This is a genomic window from Halopenitus sp. POP-27 (genome assembly GCF_029889855.1).
GTDB classification, from domain to species: domain Archaea; phylum Halobacteriota; class Halobacteria; order Halobacteriales; family Haloferacaceae; genus Halopenitus; species Halopenitus malekzadehii.
In genome coordinates, this window is sequence record NZ_JARANU010000001.1 from 286,794 (window position 1) to 302,178 (window position 15,385).

Here is a 15,385-nt window from a genome sequence, read left to right on the forward strand (position 1 = left end):
TAACCCGAGAGATATGCGGAGACGGACCTCACGCCGCGCCCTCCTCGGAGCCCTCGGCTCGATCGTGCTCGGCGGCTGTCTGTCCGGCGGCGACCGAGCGACGCCGACGCCCGCGCCGGATACGGACGGTGACGGCGTTCCGGATCACGGCGACGACTACCCGGCCGACAATCGACGAGCAGTCCGAACGTTCCGGTCCACGGGAGCGCCGACGCTGCAGCCGGGCGAGTTCACGGCGATCGCGATCACGAACGCGCCGACTGCACGCGGGGACGTTCTCCACTACGAGGTGACCGTCCAGGGGTCGACGCCGGTCGACTGTCTCGTCCTCGAGCGGGACGCCTACGACGCGTACGTCGACGGCGCCCGTGACGTGCCGATCGCGTCGGCGTACAGCCGGACCGGGGTCCGGGAAACCGAGGTGACCGTCGAGCTCGACCGCGGCGAGTATCTGTTCGTCCTCGATCACACCACGCTTGCGACCGACCCGGGATCGGATCCCGTCACCGTGGATCACGTCGTCGAGGTGGCCGAGCCAGCGCCCACGACGAAAGCGAAGCCGAAGTGATCGGCATCGATCGATGTGGCCGTACCCTCCGTCCCGTCGCGCGTTTCACTTCCGCTTTCGGGGTCGCCTTTAAAGGGTGACGGGGTGAATCGGTACGTATGAGCCAGTCGACGTTCGACGACGACGACCTGTTCGGCGAAGCAGCCGCCGAAACGCGCGCGGAGGTCGAGAGCCACCTGGAGGCGGCACGCGCCGAACTTCCCGACCTCGACTCGATCTGGGAGACGGAGGCTGAGAACGTGCTGGGCGTACTCAACGGCCTCAAATCGGCCCTTGACGCCGGCGAGGCAACCGACCATCTCCGGCAGGCGAAGAAGGCCTACGTGCTCGGCGAGCGCGCGGACGCCTTCGAGGACGCCGAGGATCTCGAGGCGGCGATCGACGACCTGGCCGACCTGATCACCGACCTCGAGGACGCCGCCGAGGACGTCGGCGACCTCACCGGCACGGTCCCCGCCATCCGCGACGCGCTCCAGGACGCGGCAGCGAACGAAGCCTCGGTGGCCGACGCGGACGCGGACACGGACGCGAACGCCGACGCCGAGGAGGCGGACGCGGACACGGACGCGAACGCCGACGCCGAGGAGGCGGACGCGGCCGAGGCCGAAGAAGCCGAGGAGTAGCGCTCCACGGTCGCTCGGACGGCACGTCGGACGAGCGTCGATCAGGAACGCCGGTCAGGCGATATCGATCAGTCGACGTCGAGGTCGCGGTCGACGACCGCCGCCGCGAGCTCCACGAGCGACTCGCTCGCGAGGTCGAGCAGGCGCTCGCCGCGCTCGCGGTCGCCCTCCCGCGGATCGCCGACGACGCCGTTGGCGGTGAACGCGTCGGAATCGTGCTCCAGGTTGACGCCGGCGACCCACTTGCCCCAGCGGTCGGCCGCGTCGGCCGCCGCGGCCGCGATCCGGTCCTCACGAACGAGGTCCGGGTGGGTCGCCCGGAGGAGCGCCGTCTCGAGGGGACCGCCGTGGCCCATATCGCCGGTGTGCTCACCGACCGCCTCGAACCAGGTGAACGCGACCGCGTAGCCGCCGTGGTCCGGATCGCGGGAGAACCGGCGGGCAACCTCCGCGAGGGCGTCGACGTTGCCACCGTGACCGTTCACGAACACGACGCGGTCGATCCCGTGATGGACCAGCGAGGCGGCCGTCTCGCGGACGTACGCGCGGAAGGTGTCCGGTGACACCCACAGCGTCCCGTCGAAGCCACGGTGCTCCTCGGCGATCCCGACCGGGATCGTCGGCGCCACGAGGAGGTCGCCGGAGCGAGACTCCGCCGTGGCGTATCGATCCGCCGTCTTGGTCGCGACGGCGGCGGCCGTGAGCGCATCGGTTCCAAGCGGCGCGTGCGGGCCGTGCTGTTCGGTGCTACCGACCGGAACGAGCGCCGCGTCGATCGTCGCGTCGCGGACGTCGGTCCAGGTCGAATCCGAGAGGTGCATATCGGGATCCAGGGGGGCCGGGGTCTTTATTCAACACATTTCCGAGAATACGAACACCAAACGGGGCGGTATAGAACAGTTAGTCCTTGGGAGCCGCTCAAGACAGCGTATGTGAGTACCAACCGAAGATACTTGGTCGACCTTGAGTTATCCCGAAAAGTGGAACAAAACCTGTTCACGTATCTGAAAGGGGTCGGGTTGGTTCTTGCTCTGTTTTTTGCCCTCTATCCAGCCATTCTTATCGTTCAATTACTAACGAACACAGTTACGGAATCCAGTGTCCAAATAACGGTTCTGTTAGTCCTGTCCGTTATCGCGTGGGTCTGGATAATTCGTCTCTATCGGGCGTATCGCTCCGTTGGATTGACGATGAAAGCCTCCGATTGACATCCTCCTCCGCCTGAAGGCAGAGGAATCCCGAACGGTGGGTGTGTCAGGTTTGCAACCACGGACGCCGCCACTTTGCGGGAATTCGCCGCAGGTGGTCTCCTCGAGTCTCTATAGCGAGGAGTCACAGACTGCATCCCGGAACCGTCAGTCGTCGTTGCCGGCCTCCGCATCGGTCTCGGTCGCGGACGTCCCGTCGGCCGCGGCCGCCTCGTCGGCGTCGATCGCCGCGGTTCGCTCGGTGGCGCGTTCGATGAACTCCTGCGGGAGGTCGTCGATCTCGCCGGCCTGGACGCCCCAGAGGTTCGCGTAGAGCCCGTCGGTCTCGAGCAGCTCCTCGTGGGTTCCGCGCTCGACGATCTCACCGCCCTCCAACACGAGGATCGTGTCGGCGTCCTTGATCGTCGAGAGCCGGTGGGCGATCGCGAAGGTGGTGCGGTCGGTCGTCAGCCGGTCCAGCGAGCGCTGGATCAGCATCTCCGTCTCGGTGTCGACGTCGGAGGTGGCCTCGTCGAGGACGAGGATCTCCGGGTCCGCGAGGACGGCGCGGGCGATCGTGAGCCGCTGGCGCTGGCCGCCCGAGAGCTTCACGCCGCGCTCGCCGACCATCGTGTCGTAGCCGTCCGGCAGGTTCTCGATGAATGAGTGCGCCTCGGCGGCCTTCGCGGCCTCGACGACCGCCTCGTCGCTGGCGTCGAAGGTGCCGTAGGTGATGTTCTCGCGAACCGTCCCGTAAAAGAGATACGAGGACTGGCCGACGTAGCCGATCGACCGCCGGAGCGACGGGAGCGTGACGTCCCGAACGTCCTGGCCGTCGATCCGGATGGCGCCCTCGTCGACGTCGTACATCCGGAGCAGGAGCTTGAGTACGGTCGACTTCCCGGCGCCGGTCGGGCCCACGAGCGCGAGCGTCTCGCCGCCCGCAACTGTGAAGTCGACGTCCGAGACGGTCGGCTCCGCGTCGTACCCGAAGGTGACGTCGTCGTACTCGACGCGGCCCTCCTCGACGACGAGCTCGTCGGCGTCGGGGTTCTCGCCGAGCCGGGAGGGCTCGTCCATCAGCCCGAAGACGCGGGCGGCGGAGGCGCGGGCGCGCTGGTACATGTTGATGATCTGTCCGAATTGCGCCATCGGCCAGATGAACCGCTGCGTATAGAGGATGAAGACGACGAACATCCCCGGCGAAAGGTCACCCGAGAAGGGCCCCGGCGGCCCCTGAAAGACCCACAGGCCGCCGACGATGAAGGTGATCACGAAGCCGATCCCGGCGATCAGTCGGAGCGCCGGGAAGAAGGTGATCCGCGTCTCGATGGCGTCCCAGTTGGCGTCGAAGTACTCGCCGGAGACGTCGTCGACGCGGTCGGACTCGTAGCCCTCGGTCGTCGCGGACTTGATCACCTGGATGCCGCCGAGGTTGTTCTCGAGCCGGGAGTTCAGCTTGCCGACCGTCGACCGCACGGCAGCGTATTTCGGCTGGATCGTCCGCACGAACAGATAGGTGAAGCCGGCGATGATCGGGACCGGCGCGAGCGCGACGACCGCCAGCTGCGGGTTGATCCACAGGAGGATCCCGCCGATCCCGAGCACCATCACCGCCAGCCGGAACAGCGAGTTCATTCCGTCGTTGAGGAAGCGCTCGAGGCGATTGACGTCGTTCGAGAGCACCGACAGCATCTCGCCGGTCTGCTTGTCGGCGAAGAAGGTCATGTTCAACCGCTGCATCCGATCGTAGGTGTCGGTCCGGACGTCGTGTTGCACGTGCTGGGCGAAGGCGTTGAACCCCCGATTGCGGAGCCAGTGGAACCCGGCTCCGAAGAGGAACGCGCCGGCCACGACCGCGACGATGAACCGGAACTGTGCGAACTGCACGGTCGGCAGCCACGCCTCAGGCAGGAGGACGAGCGGGATCTGCTCGGCGAAGGCCGGCACCTCGCCCGCCTCGCGCTGGGCGGGCGTGACGAAGATGACGTCGACGGCGATCCCGAGCATCAACGGGGGCAGGAGGTCCGCGAGCCGCGCGACCACGCTCGCGAGGATCCCCACGATCGCGTGCCGGCGATAAGTCCAGCCGTACTCGCGAAACAGCCGCTTCATCGGGTTCTCGACCGCCTCCCGCTGGTCCTCGAAGGGATCGTCGTCCTCCCACTCCGGGGCGCTCATTCGGATCACCCTACCGGCGTCCCGGCAAAGAGGCTTCGCTTCGGAGGGGTATACCGAGTCGCGCCGGGCGATCATAGCGGTCGGCGGAGGCGATCACAGCGAGTCGTCGATCACGACACGATCGCCGACCTCGATCCCGTGCTCCTCGAGGTAACCGTACCGGACCTCCAGGACGTACTGGCCGTGACCGTCGTACCCCGTGTAGGGTTCCGCCTCGGGCTCGGCCGAGTAGGCCGTCGTGATGGTCCCGTCGGCGTCGATGAAGACGATGTCGATGGCGAAGGACATGTTCCGCATCACGTAGGTCCGGTTGCCGGGGTCGTCGTAGGTGAACAGCATCCCCTCGTTCGGATCGAGCGACTCGGTCTCGGAGAGCCCGGTGTAGCGTTTGTCGAACGTGTCGGCGATCCGGGCGTCGACGGTCGCCAGGCGATCGCCGGTCTCCGCGTCCTCGATCTCGACCGTGGTTCGGTCGTAGTCGTCGTCGGGCTGCCAGAGATCGACGACGAGCAGTCCGAGAGCGGCGGCGACGAGGACCAGGACGATGGCGATGAGACGGCGGTTCACGGGCGGGGTTCGTGGCGCGGAAAGAAACCGTTTTCCGCTCCGGGAGCGATCGAAACAGTACGGGCTTGTGGTCTAGCTGGTTATGACGCGGCCTTTACAAGGCTGAGGTCGGCGGTTCGAACCCGCCCAAGCCCATGTCTGCGGCGAACTGAACGGTGAGCCGCAGGACTGGCGGGGCGGGTTCGAAGCAGGTAGCGGGAGCGGCTGAGGTTCGAATCTGGAAGTTCGGAGGACGTACTATGGGTATGTGATCAATCAGATTGGTATGGATCAACTCAGTAAGGTGCATAAGCCTACCGACGTCGTGGGTTTGAAATAGAATGTCTTCTGTGACATAAATAATGAATTCCCCACTCTCAAATCTTTTCGATGCCTACGATTTCTTCGGGAAAGCGATACCGGGATTTGTATTATTTGTTGGGATTATTGGATTGTTTCCAGCTAACAGCTCACTTGTGTTTTCTTCTGACGGTCTATCCGTCCGAAATTTCGCAGTGTTAGCAATTACTAGTCTCGCAGTAGGTGTGATTTTTGGAGAAGCAGTACACAGTTTAGCGATACAGATTGAACGATTTGTTGCTTTTTTCGAAGAATTCATAATCGGAACCAAAGATCGGTTTGTACAATTTATCGAAGATCTCAAAGGGATGTATAATTATGTCGCATCTCCGGAATCACATACATCAGAAAGACAAGAAAAAGACCAAGATGATTCAGTAATTACTGAGGGCCAAATTAATAGTGACAATATATCTAGCTCAGACAGCTACAATACTAGAAAAAAGCAGCTGATACAATCTACTAGCTATGTTTTAATATACTGGAGCCGATTAATGAATTACTTTGAGTTAGAATCTGGGGACCTTGATGTATCAAAGAATCTGAGTCCTTCAGGACTAACCTCTGGAATTTATTCTTGGATAATCCGGAGAATTAACGTAGTGGAACTTGGATTAGTTCCGCACCGAGATCTGTTTGCTAGAAAACTCCGAGGGAATATTAAACCAGAATATGAACCCTATGGAGATCCTAATTTTCACTATCGACGTTTTGCTGAAGCTGTTGAAGATAACTATGATATGAACGTTCGTAGTAAAGAGACTATTAACGACTACAAATCAATTTACACAGTAATTACAACTCGACTTCAGATAGACAACTCTACTCGAGCGAACAGTTTCCAAGCTCGTTATTCATTTTGTAGAAGTATGTGGGTAGTGTTGGGAATCCTCTCTGTTTTTTATGGAGCTGTATTCATATACAATAACAATAGGGAGATAACCAATGATACTACCCACTGGATAGCACAAATCCAGCAATCACCAGTAGCTCATACCGTGATCGCAGCACTTCTAATGTTATTATTTTCAGTAATTCTACAGAAGATCGGAGCTAAACTGACACAACAAAGCCTCTGGGATCGGATCCCTAGTGTTCGAATATACAACTTTCTATGGGTATTAATATATGTATGTATGATTTTTTCAGTTTCAGAGTCAGAAACACCATCAATGGTATGGAAAGAAATTGCTGAACTAGTTGAATTTACGATATTGAACGCAATTACTATTGTATACACTATAGTTGATATGTATCGACCAGGTTTCTACGTTAATTCTGGCTCAAAATTAACACAAACATCCAATTTAGAATTAGTTGCATTCCAACAACTTGGTGATGTCTCGGGAACAGCTGTTCTTTTATTAATAATTTCAACAGTGCTCTACTTTTTAGCTGCAAAGTCATATAAACAGAATTATATAGAGTATCTCATTGCCGAATTTAATGAGGTTGTCGACCGCGAATAATCCACTACGAATATTAATACGAGTTAACTATTAGGAGCCAGATTTATCACTAGAGCGGACTGAATTTCAAGTAGAGAGACGTTAGTATAACATAGAGTAATCGGCTAATCCCGGAACATCAATATGCCCATCGAATACAATCTGTCTGAGGAAGACGTTCATGAACTTAAGGAAGTTATCAGAGAATTCCTCAGCAAGTATAAGTATCTCTTCGAGATCCGCATTCAAAAGCTGGTCTACTATACTGAACTGTACTCAATAGAAAACTATGGGGTTCGAATTACCAAAGCAAATTTCAAACCCTACTTCTATGGGAGTTTTTCGGATACGGTTCGACGGATACTCGAAGAGATGAATTTGCCAGTTAAAACTGTCCGAAGACATGGGAACAAAACGAAGCGATATATGAATTATGGCGTTTCAAGTGACGATATATCTATCGAAAAGAGACAGATAATCGCAAAAGTTCATCAAATAACCAAAAATAGAGAAACAGATGATCTTGCTCAGTTAAGCAAAGACACCTGGCTCTTCAAAAAGCTGGATGAAGGTAATACAATGAGCTTTGCTGAGTACCGCAAATTTCTTGCCGAGAAGTTTGATATCCAAGAGGATCAGTCTTGGAGAAACCAGCTCGAAAATTCACCGAACGATTTGTCGCAACTAACTTTCTTCGATGAGAATGCACCTCTACCAGGAGACGAAAACAGATTAGTTACTGATGGCGGATTCTACAAGATATAGTTCCGCTTTGTTGAATCCGTCGTGTTAAGTTAAGGATGAGGCGGTCAGAGTTTCAGATTCCTATGGCCGAAACCGACCGCCTCAGCGAGTCTACCGAGTGGATCGACTTGGGTTTTGTGGAGCGAGAGCGGACACCCCGCGAGATCATTGAAACGGGTATTCGCCACCACCTTGCAGGACTCTCACTTTCGAATACAGTTATTCTTCTTGAGGATTTGGGTGTCGATCGGAGCCGAACGGCGGTTCATAACTGGGTTCACAAGGCTGATCTACAGCCAGCTGACGGTGAAAGTCCGGATCGCGTTGCTGTCGATCAGAAAGCGATCCGGATCAATTCCGAACAGTACTGGCTGTACGCTGCTGTCGATCCGGAAACCAACAGAATACTCCATTCTCGACTGTTTCCAACGTATACGATTCCGATCGGTCGAGAATTTCTGATCGAAGTAGCTGAGAAACACGACGTTGAAGATGCGCTGTTTCTCGTCGATGACGCCGACAATCTCAAAGGAGCGCTTCGACGTGAAAATCTCAGCTTCCGCGTCGAAATCCACGGCTTCAGAAACGCAGTTGAACGTGTCTTTCGTGAAATACAACGGAGAAATTCTTCGTTTTCAAACTATTTCAGCCACGTCGACCCACCGACCGCGGAAACGTGGTTACAAGCCCACGCGGTCTGGTGGAATTATGCTTAAGTTAACACCGCGACACCGCGCCCTGTTCCCGGAGAACCGTCGCCACGTCCCCGAGGCGTTCGGATTCCGTCGGGAGGTTTTCGAGTGCCGTCTCGAGATCGACGGCGAGCGAGTACCGGTTCTCGTCGCCACGACCTCTCCCCTGCCGCTTGGTGAGCACGTTCGTGTCGGCGAGATCGTTGAGTCGATCGCGGAATCGCCGATTCGAGAGGGCGTTCACGTCCTCGTACTCGCAGAACGTCTTGTACTGACTGTAGATCGACGTCGTCGCCACGGGCGTGTCGCCGTGTATCCCGTGATACGTGACCGCCATCAGCGCGAGCATTCGCTGGTTCGGGAGCGTCTGAATGCCGGATTCGATGGCCTTCGTCTCGAGGAAATCCCGCGCCGCGCGGACGTGCTCCTCGGTGACGGTCGTTTCCCCTCTGTCGTCGGCAAACCGGGTCGCCCGGAACAGCAGTCGGATCGCCTCGCGAGCATCGCCCGTGTCCTGTGCACCCAACGCCGCGGCAAGCGGGATCGTGTCGTCGCTAAGGACCCCGCTTTGGAGGTGCTGGTGGTCCTCGATCCCGTCCGCAAAGGACGTGTCGCGGAGGGCACCGACGGCACGCCGTGCGAGGATGTCGCGGAGCTGATTCGCGTCGTACGGTTCGAACCGAACCTCGTCCTCGCCGAGGCTTGACCGGACGTCGGCGTCGAGGTTCTCCCGGAACTGGAGGTCGTTCGTGATGCCGATCAGCGAGAGTCGAACCCCGTCCGGGTTCGACCGCGGAAGCTCGTAGAGGATGTAGTCGTCGTCGCCGATGGCGTCGATCTCGTCGAGGACGACGATCACCGTCCCGCCGATCTCCTCCAGGTTCTCGAGCACCATATTGAGAAGGGTCTTCCGCTGATGCCCGCTCGGGAGTTCCTCGCCGGGACCGAAGCGCTTCTCCCGAAGTCGTTTGACGAGGTGCGTCAGGACGTGGTAGGACCCATCCATCCCCTTGCAGCGAACGTGGACGACGGTGAGATCCATATCCGAGTCGTCGGCGTATTCCTGGAGCTGGTCGGTCTTGAGTCGGATACCCACGGTTTTCCCCTGACCGGATTGCCCGTACACGATCAGGTTGAGCGGGGTCGATCCCATCGTCGCCGGTCGAAGTGCAGAGTGGATCTGGTCGAGTTCGACCTCGCGCTCCGGCAGCGACTCCGGCTGGTACGTCTGCTCGTTGGGATTGAGGACGTCCATATCCTCGAATATGGTCTCCTCGTCGCCGAACGCCTTCATACGCTCCCGTTCACAGACCGTATTGATAAAACCCCCGCGTCCGAGATGTCTTTCTGTCTTGGTAACGGGGGATCGTCCAGAAAGAGTTTGGAGACTTGGACCCGGAGTGATCTCGAGAGTACGTTACCCGGGGAGGGGGGTGCGTCCAGCAAGACACTGCATAACGTAGCTTCCTCTACTCGGAGGAGTTCGCAGAAGTCCTCATACTCGAAAGTGACCGATTACGGACGTTTGAAATAACCGTGCAGGATGTAGGGCGCGTATCTTGCAGACTCGTTTTTATCGATATCTATTTGTATGTTATTACCTAACATACTTAACCGCTGTGAGCGTTAGAACCGAAGTATGGGGAAGACGTTGAGTCGGACAACTGATAGAATTCGCGTCCTTCATGTAGATGACGAGCCAGAGTTCGCAGGCTTGGCTGCGACATTCCTTGAACGGGAGGATAGTCAACTCACCGTCGAAACCGTAACGAGTGCCAGCGACGGGCTGGATCGATTTACCGAGACTGCGTTCGATTGTATCATCTCCGATCACGATATGCCAGGCCAGAACGGCATCGAATTCCTCAAAGCAATCCGCAACGAGTCTCCCGATCTCCCATTTATTCTCTTCACTGGGAAAGGTTCTGAGGAAATCGCCAGTGAGGCCATCTCCGCGGGGGTTACTGATTATCTTCAGAAAGGGAGTGGGACAGACCAGTACACCGTTCTGGCGAACCGTGTCAGAAATGCTGTCGAGCAATTCCGTTCCAAACAGGCCCTCACCGAGCGCAATCGAGAATTGCGGCGTTACAAGCAGATGATTAACTCGATGCATGAAGCCGCCTGTATCTACAATTCTGAGGGCCGATTCGAACTCGTTAATGAGTATCTGGCTGAGTGGTACAACGCCACTCCAGAGGATCTTGAGGGCAAGCAAAGTACACTCATCCCACAGATTCGTGAGCACGCAGATGGCGATCCATATCACGAACTACTGGTTGGTGAGAGACGTGAAATCCGGGGTGAACTCGACGGTGACTTCCCCGGTCACGGCTACGCAGTATTGGAATATCGATTGACGCCATTACGGGTGGACGGCACCATAGAGGGTGTCGTGAGTATCGCCCGTGACATCACCGACCGCAGGGAACGACAAGCCGAACTCGAACGCAAAGACCGAGCGATGGACGCTGCGCCCGTCGGCATCACCATCAGTGACCCCTCTCAAGACGACAACCCACTCAGCTACGTCAACGACCGCTTCACGGAGATAACGGGATACACTGAAGAAGACGCACTCGGCTCCAACTGTCGCTTCCTTCAGGGTGAACACACAAGCCCTGAGCCGGTTGTCCGGATGAGGGAGGCGATTGATAACGAAGAGCCCGTAACCGTCGAACTCCGGAACTATCGGCAAGATGGCACCGAGTTCTGGAATCGCGTTTCGATTGCACCAGTGTACGGTGACGATAGCGAGGTCACTCACTACGTCGGATTCCAGCAGGACGTGACCGTGGAGAAAGAGCGTGAACAGGAGTATGAACGGACGGTCGATCTTCTCAATCAGACCGAACAGATTGCTGATGTCGGTGGCTGGGAAATCGATCCCGAGACGGAAGCCGTGTTTTGGACCGACCACCTGTTCGAGATGCTTGGCGTGGAATACGGCGAGGAACCCCCGCTGGACGAGGCACTGGACGTGTACCTCGAAGCGGATCGACCACGTGTTGAGAACGCCGTAAATGAGGCCATTGCGGCTGGAGAGCCCTTTGATGTGGAAGCACGATTTCAGCGACCGGATGGTGAGATCCGCGAGTTCCGAATTCTCGGCGAACCAACCATCGAAAATGGCGATGTCGTGACACTCCGTGGCGCGGTTCACGATATTACCGCCTCCAAGGAGCGTGAAAAAGAGCTGACGCAAGCCCGAGAGGAGTATGAGGCCTTGTTCAACGGTATGAACGACGCGGCCTGGGTCATCAATACCGACACTGAGTTTCTCGCGGTTAATGACGTAGCTGTGAGGCGAACCGGCTATACGAGAGAGGAACTCTTGTCGATGCGACCTCACGATATTGATGGTGGTCTTGATAACGACGACATTACAGCCCTCATCGAGGGTATGCCGGAAGATGAAATTCAGGTGTTCGAGACGAAACGGGTGACAAAAGACGGCGAGCAGATCCCGGTCGAAATCAGTTCAAGTCTGGTTACCTACAAGGGAGAAACGGCAATTCTGAGTATCGGTCGGGATATTTCGGACCGCAAGCAACGCGAGAAACAATTGGAGCAATTTGCGTCGATAGTCAGCCACGATCTCCGAAATCCGTTGAATGTCGCCGAAGGACGACTGGAGTTAGCCCGCGAGGAGTGCGACAGCGAGCATCTTGACGATATTGCCCGTGCACACGAACGCATGGACGCCTTGATCGATGATCTCCTGACACTGGCACGGGAAGGTGAAACAGTCGGTGACACTGAACGGATCGATCTCGCACGCCTCACCGAGATCTGCTGGGCGAACGTTGCCACCGCTGAAGCGACACTTGTGATGGATATTGACCGGCGCATTCAGGCAGATCGGAGTCGTCTCCAGCAACTCCTTGAAAATCTTATGCGGAACGCAGTCGAACACGGCGGCGAGAACCTAACCGTCACCCTCGGAACAGTAGCCGATGGATTTTATGTGGAAGACAACGGTCCCGGGATTCCCGAAGACGAGCGTGACGACGTGTTCAAGGCGGGGTACTCTACCACAGAGGACGGGACTGGGTTCGGACTGAGTATCGTCAAACAGGTGGCGCAAGCTCACGGTTGGGATATTGGCGTGACTGACGGCCCCGACGGCGGCGCACGGTTCGAGATTACCGGTCTGAAGTGGACTGATACTTGAGATCTGCGTAGAATAGTCCGTGCACTCCTTCATTACGCCGTTTGTCGGACGCACCCCCCTCCCCCCGGGAGAGTCGTAGTCGACGTCAACTCTCCCATCGGAACCAGATTCGAATAGTCCGTTCGGGATGGTGAATCTCCCGAAGCGTTTTGCGTTTCGGTGAAGTACCAGCACATATGGCACGAGCTGACCCCGGCGATTCGGACCTCCCTGACCGAGAGATCCGTTTGTTGAAGAATCCGGACGGCCAGTGGACAGCTCGTGATCTCCGTGTCGGAGTGACTGCACAGGGCGAGAGCCGGGACGTAGCACTCGACAATCTTGACGCCGTCGTAGAGGCGGTGGAAGACAACGGTGGGCGGCCTCCAACCGACGACGAGATACGTGATCTCGGCGTCGATCCCGACGTCGCTCGGTCTCAGAGCGATGAACTCCCCGATGTCTTGCAGTAGCGATGGTAACGCGGGTTTTCTCCGGTGAAGACGTGTACAAGGTGCTCGTCAACGTTGGTGGCTTTCGGCACGTCCGCACCACGGGGGACCATCTGATTCTCCGATGGGACCCGCCGGAAAGCCACGAGAATACCGCACCTCGTACCGTGACTGTCCCGGCTCACGATTCGATCAGCATCGGAACGCTCCATGATATTGCCGACGACGCCGGTGCGGAGAACTTCGAGGCATTCTGCGAATGGATCGACGAAAACGCGTAGGTATGAAAAGAGTGTCAGAGAGCTCTTCTTACGGGGTTGTTTCAGGGAAAGACACGAATCACCGGCCTTCGAGACCTGCTTCTTGAGCATCCGCGAGCGAACGTTATGAGCGAGGATTCACCGACGGAGCCGTCGAAGACGACGGAGTCGGCTTTTTCCTCCAGATTTTTCGAGGAGCGGGTCCCGAAAGAGCAATGGTACTACTCGGATGTCCGGATCGACGCGGGAGCTACTCGATCGACGAGACCGTCGAAGTCGTCGTCAAAACTGAGTACGGCATCAATACCGTGGTGCTCGACAACGGCAACGGTCATCACATCCGTGAAGCTGAGACCGTGTTCGGCGTACTGCTCGAATAGCTCGACTGCTTCGCTGAAGATCGACTGTGATACATAAAGGAGGTCGATGCCAGCCGGATAGGGATCAACACCACGAATACGCCGACCGAGCTCGATCGCGTCATTCATTCGACCAGTACGGCGGTACGTGAGCGTCACGGATTCGTCGTAGATATAATCACTCGTCATAACGTGGCCGTACTCGGCGGATCGGAGGACTTCCGTGAGTGCGTTCGTAGCGACATCGTGCCGGCTCGCGTCGACGTCGTGGTGGGCATAGAACACACCCGTATCCACGAAGACACTCATCCGTAGAGGATCTCGTCGATGTCGTCTTCGTCAGTTTCGACACCCGAGGAGATCATCCCTGCATTGAACCGGTCGATTTCGTCCGCGGACAGCGCGTTCGTGCCGTCACGAAAGCTATCGATGAATTCCGCGCGCGACTGAATGGCCGAGTCGACGAGACGTTCCAGGATCTCCTGCTGGGTGACCTTCTCTCCCGTCTTGAGCTTGATCTCCGCCTGTAACTCCTCGATCTTGGACTTCGTTTCCTCGTCCATCTTGACTGCGGTTGCCATAGTTGTGAGTTGAGTATGCAACTGGGTTACTGTTTCGATTGGATGGGTACCGGTGCGGGAGCAGTCGGTACGGTCCACGCGACGGTCGTCTCCCCGAGTGGATTTGCTGATCTTCGCAGTCGGGCCGGTGACGAATAACGGCGTCTCGTGACGGACGGGGATCGAGGTCGAGTGGTATATTCGAAATACCCCTCTCCTTTCATCGTCCCAACAGTGACTTGCTCACCAGTAGCGCTCCATCTGCTGGCGCTTGGCAGTGGATTGGGGGATGGCGATCATCAAGCAGGGGATCGACGCCCACGGGTGGGACATCACCGTGACTGAGAGCGAGTCCGGCGGTGCTAAATTCGAGAGTGCTGGTGTCGTGGTCGCTGCTCCATAGAGTCTCCGTATGCAACGCTCGTTTTCGTTCCCTCCGTCATTGCTGCCTCTTGTCGGACGCACCCCCCTCCCCCCGGGGAAGAGTATCCGGTAGTGAGCCGGAGAACTCTCCAGATATCTCCGTTGTACGTGGGCTGTACCGACGATAGCTACGATGACGATAGCTACGATGACGATCCGATACCCAGATCAGTCGGGGGGTGACGCTGCTATCGAGATGGGGGGAGTTACGCCCTGTTGAGGTACTCGTCGGCGACGATCCCCTCTTCGGCCAAAAGCATCCGCGCATCCCGACGCACGGTTCGGTTCTGGGGGCGTTCCGCCTGGTCTCGAATGTGCTCTTTGATCGTCGCAGCGATTCGATCGACGAATTCGGGTCCCGAACAGTCGGCCACGCTTTCGAGGGTCTTGCGATAGCCGTCCTCCGCCATCGGGAGCCCTTGCCTCGTATCGAGTACCTCGTCGTTAACGGACCGTATTTCGTATAGATGACCCTTGATTCGCAACTCGAGATCCCGATCCATACCTGAGACCGCTGTCGAACGTCCAAATAACCCCTGATTGCTACCGTGGGCAATCCCGGGATTGCCAATTCGTGAATCGCGGGAGCGCCGATCGACCAGTCGTGGAAGTCGGCCAATCGTCGAAGTCCTGAGAGTAGTAACGATGGACGTCGGGGTAGCGATAACACCGCCATATTCGCGGGGTTCCATCAATGGCAATACGGGGGAGACCCCCCTCAACACTACCGCGACGGAGTTCCCGGAATGATGGAGGTTCGGTTCGGTGAAGTACGTTAATGTCTGAATCGCGAGCGCGCGAGAGACGTGGCTAGCGCGACATCGAGGGA

14 protein-coding genes, 1 tRNA gene and 1 pseudogene are annotated in these 15,385 nt (G+C 57.4%); 9 read left to right on the forward strand and 7 right to left on the reverse strand.

The features are described from left to right. Positions 1-13 precede the first annotated feature (13 nt). Together OQF70_RS01485 and OQF70_RS01490 are read left to right on the forward strand one after the other, a co-directional pair. Positions 14-568: a hypothetical protein gene (locus OQF70_RS01485; RefSeq protein WP_280535445.1), complete on the forward strand. Its 555-nt coding sequence runs from the start codon at positions 14-16 to the stop codon at positions 566-568. 98 nt (positions 569-666) lie between these two features. Continuing rightward, positions 667-1,062: pseudogene (locus OQF70_RS01490) on the forward strand (DUF5790 family protein); the annotation flags it as partial. A gap of 197 nt (positions 1,063-1,259) precedes the next feature. Here the strand turns inward: OQF70_RS01490 and OQF70_RS01495 are convergent. The 3 genes from OQF70_RS01495 to OQF70_RS01505 all read right to left on the reverse strand — a co-directional run bounded on the left by OQF70_RS01495 (position 1,260) and on the right by OQF70_RS01505 (position 5,126). Continuing rightward, positions 1,260-2,012, reverse strand: coding sequence for a creatininase family protein (locus OQF70_RS01495; RefSeq protein WP_280535446.1), 753 nt, complete (start codon positions 2,010-2,012; stop codon positions 1,260-1,262). 534 nt (positions 2,013-2,546) lie between these two features. Next, positions 2,547-4,559, reverse strand: a complete 2,013-nt coding sequence (locus tag OQF70_RS01500) for an ABC transporter ATP-binding protein (RefSeq protein ID WP_280535447.1) — start codon at positions 4,557-4,559, stop codon at positions 2,547-2,549. 93 nt (positions 4,560-4,652) lie between these two features. Further along, entirely contained in the window at positions 4,653-5,126 is a 474-nt protein-coding gene (locus OQF70_RS01505; RefSeq protein ID WP_280535448.1) for a DUF192 domain-containing protein, read from the reverse strand. Positions 5,127-5,187: 61 nt separating this feature from the next. Between OQF70_RS01505 and OQF70_RS01510 the strand changes: the two genes are divergently transcribed. The 4 genes from OQF70_RS01510 (at position 5,188) to OQF70_RS01525 (ending at position 8,373) form a co-directional block, all read left to right on the forward strand. Next, positions 5,188-5,261: transfer RNA gene (locus OQF70_RS01510), tRNA-Val, on the forward strand. 206 nt (positions 5,262-5,467) lie between these two features. Beyond that, entirely contained in the window at positions 5,468-6,934 is a 1,467-nt protein-coding gene (locus OQF70_RS01515; protein WP_280535449.1) for a hypothetical protein, read from the forward strand. A 123-nt stretch (positions 6,935-7,057) separates the two neighbouring features. Beyond that, positions 7,058-7,678 (forward strand): type II toxin-antitoxin system antitoxin SocA domain-containing protein, encoded by a 621-nt coding sequence (locus OQF70_RS01520; RefSeq protein ID WP_280535450.1) that lies wholly within the window; start codon positions 7,058-7,060, stop codon positions 7,676-7,678. Between the two features lie 62 nt (positions 7,679-7,740). Then, positions 7,741-8,373, forward strand: coding sequence for an IS6 family transposase (locus OQF70_RS01525; RefSeq protein ID WP_280535451.1), 633 nt, complete (start codon positions 7,741-7,743; stop codon positions 8,371-8,373). 1 nt (position 8,374) lies between these two features. On the opposite strand, the gene OQF70_RS01530 is transcribed toward OQF70_RS01525, so the two are convergent. Further along, complete coding sequence (locus OQF70_RS01530; RefSeq protein WP_280535452.1) at positions 8,375-9,643, reverse strand: AAA family ATPase; 1,269 nt, start codon at positions 9,641-9,643, stop codon at positions 8,375-8,377. 345 nt (positions 9,644-9,988) lie between these two features. Here OQF70_RS01530 and OQF70_RS01535 point away from each other — a divergent pair, with 345 nt between their 5' ends. The 3 genes from OQF70_RS01535 (at position 9,989) to OQF70_RS01545 (ending at position 13,235) form a co-directional block, all read left to right on the forward strand. Then, positions 9,989-12,523, forward strand: a complete 2,535-nt coding sequence (locus OQF70_RS01535; RefSeq protein ID WP_280535453.1) for a PAS domain S-box protein — start codon at positions 9,989-9,991, stop codon at positions 12,521-12,523. Between the two features lie 176 nt (positions 12,524-12,699). Next, positions 12,700-12,975, forward strand: a complete 276-nt coding sequence (locus OQF70_RS01540; RefSeq protein ID WP_280535454.1) for a type II toxin-antitoxin system HicB family antitoxin — start codon at positions 12,700-12,702, stop codon at positions 12,973-12,975. A 2-nt stretch (positions 12,976-12,977) separates the two neighbouring features. After that, a complete protein-coding gene (locus OQF70_RS01545) occupies positions 12,978-13,235 on the forward strand; it encodes a type II toxin-antitoxin system HicA family toxin (protein ID WP_280535455.1) in 258 nt (85 codons plus the stop codon). Between the two features lie 200 nt (positions 13,236-13,435). On the opposite strand, the gene OQF70_RS01550 is transcribed toward OQF70_RS01545, so the two are convergent. The 3 genes from OQF70_RS01550 to OQF70_RS01560 form a co-directional block, all read right to left on the reverse strand. Continuing rightward, positions 13,436-13,882: a PIN domain-containing protein gene (locus OQF70_RS01550; RefSeq protein ID WP_280535456.1), complete on the reverse strand. Its 447-nt coding sequence runs from the start codon at positions 13,880-13,882 to the stop codon at positions 13,436-13,438. Then, entirely contained in the window at positions 13,879-14,154 is a 276-nt protein-coding gene (locus OQF70_RS01555) for a hypothetical protein (protein WP_280535457.1), read from the reverse strand. The genes OQF70_RS01550 and OQF70_RS01555 overlap by 4 nt, the downstream gene beginning before the upstream one ends. A gap of 608 nt (positions 14,155-14,762) precedes the next feature. Beyond that, positions 14,763-14,966, reverse strand: a complete 204-nt coding sequence (locus OQF70_RS01560) for a hypothetical protein (protein WP_280535458.1) — start codon at positions 14,964-14,966, stop codon at positions 14,763-14,765. Positions 14,967-15,385 lie beyond the last annotated feature (419 nt).